Source organism: Comamonas aquatica NBRC 14918 (assembly GCF_000739875.1).
Taxonomy (GTDB): Bacteria; Pseudomonadota; Gammaproteobacteria; order Burkholderiales; family Burkholderiaceae_C; genus Comamonas; species Comamonas aquatica.
This window is the reverse complement of the sequence record NZ_BBJR01000041.1, coordinates 32,155-48,260: the sequence shown is the minus strand read 5'-3', so window position 1 is coordinate 48,260 and position 16,106 is coordinate 32,155. Positions and strand designations below refer to the sequence as shown.

Annotated in this window: 16 protein-coding genes; 9 read left to right on the top strand and 7 right to left on the bottom strand. The window is 65.7% G+C overall.

Annotated features, from left to right (window positions below; all coding sequences use genetic code 11):
* The first annotated feature begins 11 nt into the window (after positions 1-11).
* Positions 12-1,367 carry a sensor histidine kinase gene (locus tag CA2_RS08650; protein ID WP_081888928.1) on the top strand — a complete coding sequence of 452 codons (1,356 nt, stop codon included), beginning with the start codon at positions 12-14 and terminating at the stop codon, positions 1,365-1,367.
* Positions 1,368-1,585: 218 nt separating this feature from the next.
* Here CA2_RS08650 and CA2_RS08645 read toward each other — a convergent pair whose 3' ends face one another.
* From CA2_RS08645 to coaBC, 4 genes are all read right to left on the bottom strand, one after another.
* Positions 1,586-2,134, bottom strand: a complete 549-nt coding sequence (locus CA2_RS08645; RefSeq protein WP_042415391.1) for an outer membrane lipoprotein — start codon at positions 2,132-2,134, stop codon at positions 1,586-1,588.
* Positions 2,135-2,412: 278 nt separating this feature from the next.
* Positions 2,413-2,862, bottom strand: coding sequence for a dUTP diphosphatase (gene dut, locus CA2_RS08640; protein ID WP_042415387.1), 450 nt, complete (start codon positions 2,860-2,862; stop codon positions 2,413-2,415).
* 104 nt (positions 2,863-2,966) lie between these two features.
* Entirely contained in the window at positions 2,967-3,467 is a 501-nt protein-coding gene (locus tag CA2_RS08635; protein ID WP_042415385.1) for a hypothetical protein, read from the bottom strand.
* Between the two features lie 35 nt (positions 3,468-3,502).
* A complete protein-coding gene (gene coaBC / locus CA2_RS08630) occupies positions 3,503-4,729 on the bottom strand; it encodes a bifunctional phosphopantothenoylcysteine decarboxylase/phosphopantothenate--cysteine ligase CoaBC (protein WP_042415383.1) in 1,227 nt (408 codons plus the stop codon).
* Positions 4,730-4,837: 108 nt separating this feature from the next.
* Here coaBC and pyrG point away from each other — a divergent pair, with 108 nt between their 5' ends.
* The 5 genes from pyrG to CA2_RS08605 all read left to right on the top strand — a co-directional run bounded on the left by pyrG (position 4,838) and on the right by CA2_RS08605 (position 9,755).
* Positions 4,838-6,484 (top strand): CTP synthase, encoded by a 1,647-nt coding sequence (pyrG, locus tag CA2_RS08625; RefSeq protein WP_042415381.1) that lies wholly within the window; start codon positions 4,838-4,840, stop codon positions 6,482-6,484.
* Positions 6,485-6,634: 150 nt separating this feature from the next.
* Positions 6,635-7,492: a 3-deoxy-8-phosphooctulonate synthase gene (kdsA, locus tag CA2_RS08620; RefSeq protein WP_042415380.1), complete on the top strand. Its 858-nt coding sequence runs from the start codon at positions 6,635-6,637 to the stop codon at positions 7,490-7,492.
* Between the two features lie 178 nt (positions 7,493-7,670).
* Positions 7,671-8,957 (top strand): phosphopyruvate hydratase, encoded by a 1,287-nt coding sequence (gene eno / locus CA2_RS08615; RefSeq protein WP_042415378.1) that lies wholly within the window; start codon positions 7,671-7,673, stop codon positions 8,955-8,957.
* Positions 8,958-9,020: 63 nt separating this feature from the next.
* A complete protein-coding gene (locus CA2_RS08610; RefSeq protein WP_042415375.1) occupies positions 9,021-9,299 on the top strand; it encodes a septum formation initiator family protein in 279 nt (92 codons plus the stop codon).
* A gap of 51 nt (positions 9,300-9,350) precedes the next feature.
* Complete coding sequence (locus CA2_RS08605; protein ID WP_156105996.1) at positions 9,351-9,755, top strand: hypothetical protein; 405 nt, start codon at positions 9,351-9,353, stop codon at positions 9,753-9,755.
* A gap of 150 nt (positions 9,756-9,905) precedes the next feature.
* Here the strand turns inward: CA2_RS08605 and hslO are convergent, their stop codons facing one another.
* Entirely contained in the window at positions 9,906-10,898 is a 993-nt protein-coding gene (gene hslO / locus CA2_RS08600) for an Hsp33 family molecular chaperone HslO (RefSeq protein ID WP_042415369.1), read from the bottom strand.
* Between the two features lie 42 nt (positions 10,899-10,940).
* Positions 10,941-11,465 carry a gamma carbonic anhydrase family protein gene (locus CA2_RS08595; protein ID WP_042415365.1) on the bottom strand — a complete coding sequence of 175 codons (525 nt, stop codon included), beginning with the start codon at positions 11,463-11,465 and terminating at the stop codon, positions 10,941-10,943.
* Between the two features lie 47 nt (positions 11,466-11,512).
* On the opposite strand from CA2_RS08595, the gene CA2_RS08590 reads away from it, so the two are divergent.
* The 3 genes from CA2_RS08590 to CA2_RS08580 all read left to right on the top strand — a co-directional run bounded on the left by CA2_RS08590 (position 11,513) and on the right by CA2_RS08580 (position 15,047).
* On the top strand, positions 11,513-12,313 hold the full coding sequence (locus tag CA2_RS08590; protein ID WP_042415361.1) for a ferritin-like domain-containing protein: 801 nt from the start codon (positions 11,513-11,515) through the stop codon (positions 12,311-12,313).
* A 49-nt stretch (positions 12,314-12,362) separates the two neighbouring features.
* The gene (locus CA2_RS08585; RefSeq protein ID WP_042415540.1) at positions 12,363-13,622 is read left to right on the top strand and encodes an EAL and HDOD domain-containing protein; all 1,260 of its coding nucleotides are present in this window, start codon (positions 12,363-12,365) and stop codon (positions 13,620-13,622) included.
* A gap of 141 nt (positions 13,623-13,763) precedes the next feature.
* On the top strand, positions 13,764-15,047 hold the full coding sequence (locus CA2_RS08580) for an EAL and HDOD domain-containing protein (RefSeq protein WP_042415359.1): 1,284 nt from the start codon (positions 13,764-13,766) through the stop codon (positions 15,045-15,047).
* Between the two features lie 77 nt (positions 15,048-15,124).
* On the opposite strand, the gene CA2_RS08575 is transcribed toward CA2_RS08580, so the two are convergent.
* Positions 15,125-16,105 (bottom strand): Bug family tripartite tricarboxylate transporter substrate binding protein, encoded by a 981-nt coding sequence (locus CA2_RS08575; RefSeq protein WP_439708931.1) that lies wholly within the window; start codon positions 16,103-16,105, stop codon positions 15,125-15,127.
* Position 16,106: the final 1 nt, after the last annotated feature.

Genomic DNA, 16,106 nt, shown 5'->3' with positions numbered 1-16,106 from the left:
CGCTGGCCTGGATGGCACTGGCGATGGCCGTGGCGGGCTGGGGCCTGCGCGGCCTGTTCCATGAACACGTCAACCAGCAATTGCAAGGAGAGCTGGTGCGCCAGCTGGACCAGCTCAGCGCCAGCGTCAACCTGGATGCCGCGCAGCGGGTGGAAGTGCTGCCCATGGCCGGGGATGTACGCCTGAACGCCCCGCTGTCCGGCCTGTACTGGCAGGTGGACCTGCTGCCCGAGCAAGGCCCGGCCCAGCTGGGCGTGGTGCGCTCGCGCTCCCTGTGGGACCAGGTGCTGCCCCTGCCGCAGGACACGGCCTTTCCCGGCACGGCGCGCAGCGGCCACGCCGTGCTGCAACTGCGTGACAGCCAGAACCACCAGCTGGTGGCCGTCAGCCGGCCGCTGCAACTGCCCGAGGCTGAAGCCCCCCTGCTGCGCCTGACCGTGGCGGCCGACCAGGCCCTGGTGGCCGAGCCGGTGCAGCGCTTCACCACCATGCTGCTGGCCGCCCTGGGCACGCTGGCGCTGGGCCTGGCGGTGGCCGTTGCCGTGCAGCTGCAGCTGGCCCTGCAACCGCTGGACCTGCTGCGCCAGCGCCTGGCCACGGTGCGCACCGGCGAGGCCACCCAGCTGGACGGCCAGTTCCCCGACGAGCTGCAGCCGCTGATCAATGAGTTCAACCATGTGCTGGGGGCGAATGCCGACATCGTGCAACGCGCCCGCACCCAGGCCGGCAACCTGGCGCATGCGGTGCACACGCCGCTGAGCATCCTCGGCAATGCCGCCGCCCAGGACGACACGCCGCTGGCGCGCCTGGTGCAAGAGCAGGTGGCCACGGCGCAGCGCCAGGTGGACCACCACCTGGCCCGCGCCCGCGCGGCCGCCGCCATCCGCGCCACCGGCCTGCGCACACCGGTGCAGGGGCCGATGCAGGCCCTGCTGCGCACCATGCAGCGCCTGCACACGGCGCGCTCGGTGCAGTTCGTGCAGGTGGGCGAGGCCGCACCGGCACTGGCCTTCCGCGGCGAGGCCCAGGACCTGTTCGAGATGCTGGGCAATCTGCTGGACAACGCCGGCAAATGGGCGCGCAGCCAGGTGCAGCTGGGCGTGCAGCGCGACGGCGACTTGCTGTGTTTCACCGTGGACGACGACGGCCCCGGCATTCCCCCTGCCGAGCGCCAGCGCATCTTCGAGCGGGGCGAGCGCCTGGATGAGCAGTGCCCCGGCGCCGGCCTGGGCCTGGACATCGTGCGGGAGCTGGCCCAGACCTATGGTGGCTCGGTGCAGGCCGACAGCGCACCCCTGGGCGGACTGCGCATGCGCCTGTGCCTGCCGGCCGTGGCCACGGAGGCCACACGGCCTGCATCGCACTGAAGCCAGAAATGCAGCATGATTTTGGCCTGCAGTGCTTGCTGGCTGTGCGCTAGCAGCTATGGATTCGAGAGTCCACACCAACGTGGATGGCAGATCCGCCGCCGGCAGGCCGAAGGTTTTCAGCCTAGTACGCGCACAGCCACTGCGCTGGCTGCTCTGCATGTTGAAAATGCAGTGCTGCGGACGCGGGCCCACAGGCCCGCGCCAGCGGCCCGGGATCAGCGGTAGATCTGGTTGCCGTCCACGCGCACGTTGTCGCCGATGCGGAAAGGCGGCGGGTTGGGATAGTCGAAGCTGCGCTGGCTGCCGTCCTGCAGCTGCACGGTCACGCGGTAGATGTCGCGCACGCTGCCCCCCATGTTGTTTTGCACCGCATTGCCGGCCAGCGCACCGCCGACCACACCGGCAATCGTCGCCAGGTCGCGGCCCGTGCCTTTGCCGACCTGGCGCCCCAGCACCCCGCCGACCACACCACCGACAATCGCACCGCCTGCACCAATGCCGCTGGAATCCTGCACGCGCACGGTCTCGATGTGGGCGATTTGGCCATAGGCCATCTGGCCGTACATGCCGCCGCCCTGCTGGACCGGGTAGCTGGTGGCGGGATAGGCCGGCACCGGGTAGCTGGTCACCGGCTGGGGGGCCGTGGGATAGGCCGTGCGGGGATAGCCATTGCCGGGCTGGCCGGGATAGCCGGCACAGGCACTCAGCAACAGCGCCACGCTGGCGGCAGCGGCAAGACGGGGCCAATGGGAAAGAGGATGCATAAAAACTCCGGGTCACGTGGGCGGGACACGCGGGGCCGCAGAGCGGGCGGCTCGGCCCATGCCGGAGCCCCATGTGTTCGGAGTTTCAACGCAGCCGCCCACAGCCGGGACGACGGCCCTCACACTTGCTCACAAAAGAGTGAGCGTTGCCGCTGTGCTCAGGCCCGTCTGCCACGGCAGTTTCCCCGCAGAAGGAGCGCCGCCGGGCATTCGGGGCGCAGTCCGGGGCCACCGCCCTTCGCCCAGGAACCGAGGCCGCTGGGGCGACGTACCGGAGCTTACTGCTTGCCGGTCGAGCCGTAGCCGCCTTCGCCGCGCTCGGACACGGCTTCGAATTCGTCCACCAAGTTGAACGTGGGCTGCACCACGGGCACGACCACCAGCTGGGCCAGGCGGTCCATGGGCTGCAGGGTGAAGGCGGTGGGCGAACGGTTCCAGGCGCTGACCATCAGCTGGCCCTGGTAGTCGGAGTCGATCAGGCCGACCAGATTGCCCAGCACGATGCCGTGCTTGTGACCCAGGCCCGAGCGCGGCAAGATCATGGCGGCGTAGCCCGGGTCCTTCAGGTAGATGGCCATGCCGGTGGGAATCAGCTGCCACTGGCCGGGCTCCAGCGTGATCGGCGCGTCGATGCAGGCGCGCAAATCCAGGCCAGCGCTGCCAGGGGTGGCATAGGCGGGCATGTTCTCGCGCAGGCGCGCATCCAGGATCTTCAGGTCAACGTTCATAACAAAGGGATTCGGTGCCGGCCGCCACGGTGGCGGTCCAGGCAAAACAAAGAAGGCACGGATTGTGCCGGGGACGGGCCACCGCAGCGGCACGCGCGGGCATGTCAGGCCGATTCGCTGGCCGAACGAATGCCGCGGCGCACCGCGTTGATGATGGCAAACAGCAGCACCAGCGCCCCCAAGCCGGGCAGGGCCACGCTGAGGACGGCCAGGATCAGCAAGCCCACCACACGTCCCGGAGTGATCCGGAACCAGGGGCTGCGCGGGCCCGCGGCAGGCGTGGCCGGCTTCGGCGGTGCCTGCCGCGCCGCGCGCGCTGGGCGGTCGCCGGCCTTCTTGGGCGACGTCTTGCCGGCCGGGCTGCGGCTGGCGGTCTGCGCCTGCTGCTGCGCCTGGGCCATGGCGGCCTGGGCCCGCTCGCGCACCCGCGTCAGCACGGAGCCCGGTTGGGCTCCAGGGGACAGCACCTCGCCGGAGAAATCGCTGCGGCTGGCCTCCCGCAGCACCCGCCCCAGGCTCTGGTGCAGCGGGCTGGCGCGCAGCAGTTCATCGACGTAGCGCGCATAGTCGCCGCCGCGGGGGCCTTCGTAATTGGAAGTCGACATGGGTTTCAGCCTCGCAGGTATCGGTGGAGTGCGCCTCAGGCGCGGGGGGCCGGTGGCAGGCGCCGGGCCAGCTCCTGCACCAGTTGCACGCCCAGCGCAGCCTTGCTGGCCCGCGGCAGTTCGCGGTGACCCTGGGCATCGACCAGCAGCAAGGCATTGTCATCCTGGCCGAAGGTGGCCGGGCCGATATTGCCAACCAGCAAGGGCACGCCCTTGCGCACCCGCTTGGCCGTGGCGTGCTGCAGCAGGTCGTGGCTTTCGGCGGCAAAACCGACACAGTACAGCGCACCGCTTTGGGCACGCGGCGACTGGGCGACGCTGGCCAGGATGTCCGGGTTCTCGACAAACGCCAGCGCGGGCACATCGCCCGTGCCGTCCTTCTTGATCTTCTGGTCGCTGGCATTCGCCGGGCGCCAGTCGGCCACGGCGGCCGTGGCGATGAAGATGCTGGCCTGGTCGGCCTGGGACTGCACCGCTGCCAGCATCTGGCGGGCCGACTGCACATTGATGCGCTGCACGCCACGCGGCGTGGGCAGGTGCACGGGGCCGGCCACCAGGGTCACCGCGGCGCCCGCCGCCTGCGCGGCCGCGGCGATGGCAAAGCCCATCTTGCCGCTGGACAGGTTGGTGATGCCGCGCACCGGGTCAATGGCTTCAAAGGTGGGGCCGGCCGTGATCAACAGCCGGTGCCCGGCCAGCAGCTTGGGGGCAAAGAAAGCGGCGATGTCTTCCAGCAGCTCTTCGGGCTCCAGCATGCGGCCATCGCCGGTTTCGCCACAGGCCTGGTCACCCACGCCCACCCCCAGCACCTGCGCGCCATCGGCGGCAGCCTGGGCCAAGTTGCGCTGCGTGGCAGGGTGGGCCCACATCTCGCGGTTCATGGCCGGGGCCAGCAGCAGGGGCACGCGCTCGGTCGGCCGGGCCAGGCACATCAGGCTGAGCAGCTCGTCGGCCCGGCCCTGGGCCAGCTTGGCGACGAAATCGGCGCTGCAGGGGGCGATAACGATGGCATCGGCCTCGCGGCTGAGGTTGATGTGGGGCATGTTGTTGCCCTCGCGCGCATCCCACTGCGAGGTGTAGACCGTGCGGCCCGACAGGGCCTGCATGGTCACCGGGGTGATGAACTGCTCGGCCGCCTCGGTCATCACCACCTGCACGGTGGCGCCGGCCTTGGTCAGCAGGCGGCATAAATGTGCTGTTTTGTAACAGGCAACGCCCCCGGAGAGGCCCAGAACAATGTGTTTGCCAGCGAGTTCTTGCATGGCGCGAATGTAGCAGAGGCCACGGGGCTGATTGCCCCAGCTTTCAGCGGCAGTTTCTGGCCGGCACCTATAATTCGTCTTTACCACCACCATAAAAACGAACAAGACATGACCAAATTCGTCTTCGTCACAGGCGGTGTGGTGTCTTCCCTGGGCAAGGGAATCGCCTCAGCCTCCCTTGCTGCGCTGCTCGAGTCGCGCGGCCTGAAAGTCACCCTCATCAAGCTGGACCCGTACATCAACGTGGACCCCGGCACGATGTCCCCCTTCCAGCACGGCGAAGTGTTCGTGACGGACGATGGTGCAGAAACCGACCTGGATCTGGGCCACTACGAGCGTTTCATCGAAACGCGCATGCGCCAGTCCAACAATTTCACCACAGGTCGCATCTACCAGAGCGTGCTGGAAAAAGAGCGTCGCGGTGACTACCTGGGCAAGACCGTGCAGGTCATCCCCCACATCACCAACGAAATCCAGGAATACGTCAAGCGCGGCGCCGGCATCGGCACCGACGACGCCGTGGATGTGGCCATCTGCGAAATCGGCGGCACCGTGGGTGACATCGAGTCCCTGCCCTTCCTGGAAGCCGTGCGCCAGCTGTCCCTGAAGCTGGGCCCCAACAATTCGGCCTTCGTGCACCTGAGCTACCTGCCCTACATCGCAGCCGCCGGTGAACTGAAGACCAAGCCCACCCAGCACACCGTGCAGAAGCTGCGCGAAATCGGCATCCAGCCCGATGCGCTGCTGTGCCGCGCCCAGTACGCCGTGCCCGATGAAGAACGCGAGAAGATTTCGCTGTTCACCAACGTGCAGGAATGGGGCGTGATCTCCATGTGGGACGTGGACACCATCTACAAGGTGCCCCGCATGCTGCACGAGCAGGGCCTGGACGGCCTGATCTGCGACAAGCTGCGCCTGAACACCGCGCCGGCCAACCTCAAGCGCTGGGACGATCTGGTCTACGAAACCGAGCACCCGCAGGGCGAAGTGCAGGTGGCCATGGTCGGCAAGTACGTGGAACTGTCCGACGCCTACAAGTCGGTCAACGAAGCGCTCAAGCACGCCGGCCTGCGCAACCACACCCGCGTGAAGATCACCCACATCGACTCGGAAACCATCACCGACGCCAACGCCAAGGAACAGCTGTCCAAGTACGACGCCATCCTGGTGCCCGGCGGCTTTGGTTCGCGCGGTGTGGAAGGCAAGATCTCGACCGCCAAGTTCGCCCGTGAAAACAAGGTGCCCTACCTAGGCATCTGCCTGGGCATGCAGGTGGCCACCATCGAATACGCCCGCCACAAGGCCGGCCTGGAAGGCGCCAACTCCACCGAGTTCGATCCCCACACGCCCAACCCCGTGATCGCGCTGATCACCGAGTGGAAGGACGAGGACGGCACCATCAAGACGCGTGACGCCAACTCCGACCTGGGCGGCACCATGCGCCTGGGCGCCCAGTCGTCCGACGTGCAGCCCGGCACCCTGGCCCACAGCATCTACGGCGAAGTGGTGACCGAGCGCCACCGCCACCGCTACGAAGCCAACGTGCAGTACCTGGACCAGTTGCGCGCAGCCGGTCTGGTGATCTCCGCGCTGACGCAGCGCGAGCAACTGACCGAGATCGTGGAACTGCCCAAGGACGTCCACCCCTGGTACATCGGCGTGCAATTCCACCCCGAGTTCAAGTCCACGCCCTGGAACGGCCACCCGCTGTTCAACGCCTTCATCAAGGCGGCCATGGACCAGAAGAAGGCCTGATCCCGGCATCCGGAACAAGTCTGAAAAAAGGAGCTGCCAGCGCTTGAAACGCAATGACTTCAGCATCATTTAAAGCTGAAGTCATTGCATCACCTGCGCAAGCAGCTTTGATTTTTGAAGCATGCACCGCATGCCATAAAGGAACACCCCATGAAACTCTGCGGCTTCGACATTGGTCTGGACCAGCGCTTCTTCCTGATTGCCGGCCCCTGCGTGGTCGAGTCCGAGCAACTGCAGATGGACGTGGCGGGCCAGCTCAAGGAGATCACCTCCGCGCTGGGCATCAACTTCCTGTTCAAGAGCAGCTTCGACAAGGCCAACCGTTCCTCGGGCACCAGCTTCCGTGGCCCCGGCATGGAAAAGGGCCTGGAGATCCTGGCCAAGGTGCGCAAGGAGATCGGCGTGCCCGTGCTGACCGACGTGCACACCGTGGAGGAAATCCCCCACGTGGCATCGGTGGTCGACATGCTGCAGACCCCCGCCTTCCTGTGCCGCCAGACGGACTTCATCCGCGCCGTGGCCCAGTGCGGCAAGCCGGTCAACATCAAGAAGGGCCAGTTCCTGGCACCGCATGACATGAAGAATGTCATCGACAAGGCGCGGGCCGCCGCCATCGAAGTGGGCCAGGACCCCGACATGTTCACCGCCTGCGAACGCGGTGCCAGCTTTGGCTACAACAACCTGGTCAGCGACATGCGCTCGCTGGCCATCATGCGCGAGACCGGCGCCCCCGTGGTGTTCGACGCCACGCACAGCGTGCAGTTGCCCGGCGGCAACGGCACCAGCAGCGGCGGCATGCGCGAGATGGTGCCCGTGCTGTCGCGCGCGGCCGTGGCCGTGGGCGTGGCGGGCCTGTTCATGGAAACCCACCCCGATCCCTGCAACGCCCTGAGCGACGGCCCCAACGCCGTGCCCCTCAAGCACATGAAGGCCTTGCTGGAGACTTTGGTGGCACTGGACGACGTGACCAAGCGCCACGGTTTCCTGGAAAACCACTTTTCCGCCTGAGTTTGCGTAAGATGCGCAGCGCGCGTGACGTGATTGAATCTTGAAGCGAGAAAGCACGCTCTGTGGGCGTGCTTTTTCACATCCGCTCAAAGCATGCCTGGCCGCATGGGACGAACCACCACCCGACCCCACCGCCACGCCTGCCGCCCCGTTTTAAAAACCTTCCGAGGAAAACACCATGAGTGCAATCGTTGACATCGTAGGACGTGAAGTCCTGGACAGCCGCGGCAACCCCACCGTCGAATGCGACGTGCTGCTGGAATCTGGCGTGATGGGCCGTGCGGCCGTGCCATCGGGCGCGTCCACCGGCTCGCGCGAAGCGATCGAGCTGCGTGACGGCGACAAGGGCCGTTACCTGGGCAAGGGCGTGCTCAAGGCCGTGGACAACATCAACGGCGAGATCGCCCAGGCCGTGATCGGTCTGGACGCGTCGGAACAGGCGTTCCTGGACAAGACCATGATCGACCTGGACGGCACCGAGAACAAGAGCCGCCTGGGCGCCAACGCCATGCTGGCCGTGTCCATGGCCGTGGCCCGCGCCGCTGCTGAAGAAGCCGGCCTGCCCCTGTACCGCTACTTCGGCGGCATGGGCGGCGTGCAACTGCCCGTGCCCATGATGAACGTGATCAACGGCGGCGCCCACGCGAACAACTCGCTGGACCTGCAAGAGTTCATGATCATCCCCGTGGGTGCCCCCACCTTCCGTGAAGCCGTGCGCTGGGGCGCCGAAGTGTTCCACGCGCTGAAGGCCATCATCCACCACAAGGGCATGTCCACCGCCGTGGGCGACGAAGGCGGTTTCGCACCTTCCGTGGAAAACCACGAAGCCGCGATCCAGCTGATCATCGAAGCCATCGAAAAGGCCGGTTACACCCCCGGCGAGCAGATCGCCCTGGGCCTGGACTGCGCCGCTTCCGAGTTCTACAAGGACGGCATGTACGTGCTGGAAGGCGAAGGCAACATGACGCTGAACGCCACCCAGTGGACCGACATGCTGGCTGGCTGGTGCGACAAGTACCCCATCATCTCCATCGAAGACGGCATGCACGAGGGCGACTGGGACGGCTGGAAGATCCTGACCGAGCGCCTGGGCGCCAAGGTGCAGCTGGTAGGTGACGACCTGTTCGTGACCAACACCAAGATCCTGAAGGAAGGCATCGACAAGAAGATCGCCAACTCCATCCTGATCAAGATCAACCAGATCGGCACGCTGACCGAGACCTTCGCCGCCATCGAGATGGCCAAGCGCGCCGGCTACACCGCCGTGATCTCGCACCGCTCGGGCGAAACCGAAGACAGCACCATCGCCGACATCGCCGTGGGCCTGAATGCGGGTCAAATCAAGACTGGCTCGATGAGCCGTTCGGACCGCATCGCCAAGTACAACCAGCTGCTGCGCATCGAGGAAGACCTGGGCGACGTGGCCGTGTACCCTGGCCGTGACGCTTTCTATAACCTGCGTTAATCTTCGGGCTCACCCCCTGCACCAGAACCGGGGCCAACTGGCCCCGGTTTTTTGAATCCACCCATGGTTTCTCGCATCGTCACCGTCGTCTTGCTGAGCCTGCTGGCCATTACCCATGCCCAGTTGTGGCTGGGTGCGGGCAGCATGGACCGCGTGGCCGAACTGCGCGCCCAGATCAACGAACTGCACGCCACCAACGCGCAGGCCCGCAAGGAAAACGAGCGCCTGTCGTCCGAGGTCGCCGACCTGCGCGACGGTCAGGACAGCATCCAGGAAAAGGCGCGCAGCGAGCTGGGCATGGTCCGCCCCAACGAGATTTACGTGCAGATCATGCGCCGCTGAGGGCGCCCGGTCTGCCCTTCCTGCCTTCGGGCCACCCGCTTGCGCCAGCCCTTGCCTCCTGCCCCCCGCATCCTGTTGTGCGCCAGCGCAGCCCACTGCGCCCAGGTGCTGCACGCCGCCGCCCAGGCCCGTGTGCCGCTGCACGGACTGCAGCCGCTGACGCAATGGCCCACGCCGGCCATGCCGGCAGACAGTCTGCTGCTGTGGGCCCTGCTGCCTACCGGCGCGCCCGATGCCGCACTGCGCCTGGAAGCCGCCTGGCGCGCCGAACGCCTGCCGCACAGCCCCTGGCCGGTCCACATGCTGTACGGCAGCGCCGCGCAACAGGCCCAGCAGCTGCGCCCCTGGATCACCACGCCTGCCCAGGGCAATGCCCCCCATCCACAGGACGACTGCCAGGAGTGCCTGGACGCCGCCAGCGAACACCAGCTGTTCCAGCACCTGCTGCAGCGCTGAGCGCCAGCGCGGCCACGTTGGGCATAAAAAAAATAGCTGCCTGCGCTTGTTGGCCCTGGATTTCCGATCTCTTGAAACCGGAAATCCAAGCACACCGCGCGCTGGCAGCTATCTTTCATGCAGCACCCTGCGGGTGCCGCGACCCCTGAATTACTGCACCGAGGACGAGCCGGGGGCCTGGTGCTGTGCGGCCGTGAACAGCTGGGCCGCATCCACCGCGTCGAAGCGGTACTGGGCGCCGCAGTAGTCGCAGCCGACTTCCACATGGCCCTGCTCCTGCACCACCTGCGCCACTTCTTCCTGGCCCAGGTTGCGCAGCATGTCCTCCACGCGTTCGCGGCTGCAAGTGCAGGCGAAGTGCGGGCCCTGGTCACCGTCCTGGGGCACGAAGCGCAACAGCTTCTCCTCCCAGAACAGGCGGCGCAGGATGGTGTCCACATCCAGCCCCAGCAGCTCGTCGCGCGTCAGGCTGGCGGCCAGCGTGGCGATGCGGTTGTAGTCCTCGCTGGCGCCGATGGCGTCCTGCTCGTCCTGGCGGCTTTCGGTGGCCCCGGCCAGGTTGTCCTGGCCCTTGAGCGGCATGCGCTGGATCATCAGGCCCGCCGCCACCTCGTCGTTGGCGGCCAGCACGATGCAGGTATCCAGCTGTTCGGACTGGCGCATGTAGTGCTGCAGCACTTCGGAAATCTTCTCGAACGGCTCGCCGTCCATGCCCTGCAGCGGCACCACGCCCTGGTAGGGCTGCTGGCCCGGCAGGCGGTCCTTGGGATCCAGCGTGATGGCGCAGCGTCCGCCCCCCTGGAGGTTGACCAGCTCCGCCAGCTCGGCGCCCGCAGGCACGGCGCCATGCACCGAGGCCGTGGCGCGCAGCGCCAGGTTGGACTGCACCTCGGCCACGGCCACCTTGACCGGGCCGTCACCAAAGATCTGGAACACCAGAGCGCCATTGAACTTGATGTTGGACTGCATCAGCACGCTGGCCGCCGCCATCTCCCCCAGCAGCTCGCGCACGGCGGCCGGATAGGCCCCGGTGTCGGTGTTGCTGGCGCGACGCTGGAGGATGTCCTTCCAGGCATCGGTCAGTCGCACGATCATGCCGCGCACAGGCAGGCCATCGAATAGGAATTTGTGGAGTTCAGACACGCTGTGTGTATCCCAGTCAGTGATTGCTGTAAGTGCCGGGCCTCAGCCCAGCTTGCGCAGCCCCGCCTTGAAGCGGCGCGCATTCTCGATATAGTGCTGCGCACTGCGGCGCAGGCCTTCCATCTGCTCGGGGGTGAGCTGCCGAACCACGCGGGCCGGACTGCCGATGATCATCGATCCATCCGGAAACTCCTTGCCTTCGGTCACCAGTGCACCTGCACCCACCAAGCAATTTTTGCCAATTTTCGCCCCATTGAGCACGATAGCGCCAATTCCGATCAAGGACTCGTCGCCGATCGTGCACCCGTGCAGCATGACCTGATGGCCCACGGTCACGTGTCGGCCAATCGCCAAAGGCATGCCGAAATCGGCGTGCAGCACACTGGCGTCCTGCACGTTGCTGCCTTCGCCGATGCGGATGCTGTCCGTATCCCCGCGCACCACGGTGCCAAACCAGACGCTGGCGTCGGCGCCGATCTGCACCTTGCCCATCACCTGGGCGCTGTCGGCGATCCAGGCGCTGTCTGCCACCTCGGGCACCAGTTCTTCCAATGCGTATACGGCCATGCTGTGTCTCCTGTTTTTGTCTGCGCGGGAAAATTAGAATTGTAGGTATGGAGCTTCGACAACGCGCCCTTGAGGTTTTGTGCCTCTGCGACCCCATCCACAAAGCGACAGCTGCTATGGAAATGTTTGCGCACAGCGCACAGTTCTCCATCGCCCCGACCGCGCCCGCACTGCAGGCCGACTGCCACCTACCCGGGCATCCGCAGCGCCCGGTGCTGCGCCACCACACCGAAGTAGCCCGCCGCTCCCCGGCCACCCTGGAGGGCCGCATCACCCTGATGCACGCGATCGCGCACATCGAATTCAACGCCATCAACCTGGCCCTCGATGCGATCTGGCGCTTTGATGCCATGCCTGCGGCCTACTACCAAGATTGGTTGCAAGTGGCTGGTGAGGAAGGTAAGCATTTTTTACTAATCCGCGACTGGCTTTTGGCCCAGCAGCACGACTACGGCGACTTCCCGGCGCACCAGGGACTGTGGACCATGTGCGAGAAAACCGCACACGACATTACCGCCCGCATGGCCCTGGTTCCGCGCACGCTGGAGGCGCGTGGCCTCGACGCCACGCCCCAAATCCAGGCCAAGCTGCGCCAGGCCGGCACCCCCGATGCCTGGGCCGCCGTGGAGATCCTGGATGTCATCCTGCGCGAGGAGGTCGGCCATGTGGCCATCGGTAACCATTGGTATCGCTTCTTATGCCAGCGCAATGATATGGATCCGCAATCACACTACACTGCATTGGCTCTGAAATACGAAGCGCCTCGCCCTCGCCCACCGTTCAATACCCAGGCCCGACAGGCCGCAGGGTTTACCGACGAAGAGCTGGCCTGGCTGGAACAGCACTGACATGCTGGATTCACAGACCACCCAGATTACGCAACGCCAACCCGCAGACATGTCCGTTATTGCCCCCGTCCCGCCCTCATCCACGCCTGTTGCTCATGCCGGTTCTCTCATGATTGCACGCCAGGCCATCGTGAATGTGGACAAGGATGTGATTGGCTACGAGTTGTTCAACCGCTCCCGCGCTCCAGCCGAACACACGGCGGCCACCGACGTCATCCTGCTGTTCACGGCCATGTCCCATGCCGGCCGTGAAGACCTGGTGGGCACCAAGCTGCTGTTCGTCAACAGCACGCACGAAAGCCTGGCCGGTGGGCACCTGGAGTTGCTCAACCCCGAAAAAGTGGTGCTCGAGGTCGAGCCCCTGGGCCATGTCGCCGCCACCGAGGCCGTGGCCCGCCTGCCGATCCTGCGCGGCCTGCGGGAACGCGGCTTCAAGCTGTCCTTCAACCACACCGTGCTGGAATCAGCCTACGCCACTTGGCTGCCGCTGGCGGACTTCATCAAGCTGGACCTGACCGTGCTGCGCCCTGAGCAACTGGCCGTGCTGGTCAACTACGCGGCGCGCCATTCCAAGGCCCAGCTGATTGCCACCAAGGTCGAGACCCCGCAGCAGTTCGACCTGCTCAAGAGCATCGGCGTCTCCCTGTTCCAGGGCTACTGGTTCTCGCGCCCTGCCGTGGTTGAGACCAAGCTGCTGGCCCCCAACCAGGCCAGCATCATCCAGCTCATCAACCTGCTGCGCCGCCAGGCCAGCACCGATGAGATCGAGGAAGTGCTGAAAAAGGACGCCGGTCTGGCCTTCAACCTGATGCGCCTGATCAATTCCGCCGGCTTTGGCACCGCGCGCGAAATCACATCGTTCCGCCAGGCCGTGATGATCATGGGCCTGAAGAAGCTGTTCCGCTGGGCGGCCCTGCTGCTTACCGCCTCCAAGTACGGCAACACCAGCGCCTCGATCGGCCATACCGCCGTCATCCGCGGTCGCCTGATGGAACTGCTGGCCCTGGAGTTCATGAGCGAGGAAGAGGCGGAGCAGGCCTTTGTGGTCGGCATCTTCTCGCTGCTGGACGCGATGCTCAGCATTCCCATGCAGGATGCGCTGCAACTGATCAACATCCCGACCGCCGTGCGCGATGCCCTGCTCAAGCACGAGGGCGTCTTTGGCGAGCTGCTGCAGTTGGCCGAAGCCTGCGAAAGCAGCGATGACCAGGCTTTCGACCACTCGGCCTCGGTGCTCCAGCTCACCAGCCAGCAGATCAACTGGGCCCACCTCCAAGCCCTGGCCTGGTGCGACCAGATCACGCAATAAACCTGCGGGACATCACGTACGGAATACCAGTCGCCACGGTGTTGCCAATCCAGTACAGTGGGGCACCAGAGCCTGTTGCACCCACTACCATTGGCGGTTATCTGCTGCCCGCAAAGGCCCATGACCGCGTACACACCACCGATGATCTCTGATTCCAGTGCCTATCCGACCGCTCCCGCCCTGCCTGCCGGCGTGACCGATGACTCCGTGTCCATGATTGGCCGCCAGGCCATTCTGAACGAGCGCCGCGAAGTTTTTGGCTATGAGCTGTTCGATCGCACGACCGCCGTGGATGCGCACACGGCCGCCAGTGATGCGGCACTGCTGTTCAACGCCCTGTCGTATGCCGGCACCGAGGCCCTGGTCGGACGCAAGCTGGTGTTCGTCAACTGCACCCACGAGAGCCTGGTGGGCGGCCACCTGGAGCTGATCCACCCCGACAAGGTGGTGCTGGAAGTGCCCACCCTGGGCGATGACGCCACGCCCGAAGAAATTGCTGCCCTGATCCCCGTGTTCCAAAGCCTGCGCCAGCGCGGCTTTCGCCTGGCGTTCGACCAGAACCTGCTGCGCCGTGCCTACGTACACTGGCTGCCGATGGCCAGCTTCATCAAACTCGACATGCTGAGCTTCCCGGTCGAGAGTGCCGAAGCGCTGGTGAAATTTGCCCAGACCCACACCATGGCACAGATCGTGGCGGAGAAGGTGGAGACCCAGGAACAGTTCGACCTGATGCACTCGCTGGGCGTGCGCCTGTTCCAGGGCTTCTGGTTTGCACGCCCTGATGTGGTGTCCGCCAAGACCGTGCGCCCATCGCAAGGCACTATCTTGCAATTGCTCAACCTGGTGCGCAGCCAGAGCAGCACGGCAGAGATTGAGGAAGTGCTCAAGAAGGACCCCACGCTGTCCTTCAACCTGCTGCGCTTCATCAACTCCTCGGGCTTCGGTCTGTCCTGCGAAATCACCTCGTTCCGCCATGCAGTCATGATCCTGGGGCTCAAAAAGCTGTTCCGCTGGGCCGCTCTGCTGATGACCACCTCCCGCGCGGGGGGCACCGCCCCTGCCGTCGGCCAGACCGCCGTGGTGCGCGGTCGCCTGATGGAGCTGCTGGCCGCCGAGATGCTGTCCACGGAGGAAGTCGACAATGCCTTCGTGGTCGGGGTGTTCTCCCTGCTGGACGTGATGCTGGGCATTCCCATGGACAAGGCACTGAGTTCGATCGCCCTGCCCCAGACGGTCCAGGACGCCCTGCTGCACAAGACGGGGGTCTACGCCCCCTTCCTGGAGCTGGTGCTGGCCTGCGAGAACGGCGACGACGAAGTGTTTGCCCGCACCTCCGAAGCCCTGCACCTGTCCAACCACCAGGTCAACTGGGCGCACCTGCAGGCCCTGGCGTGGGCCGACAACCTAGCCGACGACATCGGCTGAGCCGGCACACCACGCCACCGCACATAAAAAAAAGCCACCTTCGCGGTGGCTTTTTTACACGGCCTCGCGGCGCTGCATCACTGCGCGCGCAGGTTGGCAGCCTTGATGATGCGGGCGTTGTTGGCCGACTCTTGCGCAATCTGCTTGGCAAAGGTCTGGGCATCGCCACCGGTCGGAACGTTGTCCGAAGCCTTGAGCTTGGCCTGGATGTCAGGCTCGGCCAGCGCCTTGTTGAATTCCTTGTTCAAACGCTGCAGCACGGCCTGCGGGGTCTTGGCCGGGGCAAAGATGCCGAACAGCGAGGTGGAATTGGCTTCGGGAAAGCCCAGCTCCGCCAGTGTGGGGACCTGCGGCAGCGATTCCAGGCGCTGCGGCGCACCCACGGCCAGGGCCTTGAGCTTGCCGGCCTGGATGTGCTGCATCACGGTGGGGCCGGCATTCGTTGACAGCACCTCAAACTGCCCGCCCAGGGCATCGTTGAGCTGCTGGCCACCGCCCTTGTAGGGAATGTGCGTGATGTCCACCTTACCGCTGTACTTCACCTGCTCCAGCACGATGTGCCCCAGGGAGGCCAGGCCGGCGGTCGCCCAACGCACCGCACCAGGATGGCTCTTGGACTCTGCCAGCAAGGCCTGGAAGCTGGACGCACGGTTGGCGGAAGTGCCCAGGATCAGCACGGGCGAATACATCACGCTGACCACGGGGGCCAGGTCCTTTTGCGGATCGAACGGTACCGCGCCCAGGTGCGGGTTCAGGGCCACGGGGCTGATGGCGGCAAAGCCGATCGTGTAGCCATCGGGGGCCGCCTTGGCCACGGCATCCAGGCCAATCGTGCCACCGGCACCGGCCTTGTTCTCCACCACGATGGGGGTGGCCAGTTGCACGCTGAGCTTTTCCCCCAGGGCACGCGCCACCGTGTCGCTCACGCCCCCACCGGGGTAGGCCACCACGATGCGGATCGGCTTGCTGGGCCAGGGTGCGGTCTCGGCCCAGGAAATGGCGGGTGCTGCAGCAGACAGCAGTGCGGCGGCCAGCAGGCCGCGGCGCATGGCGTTCATG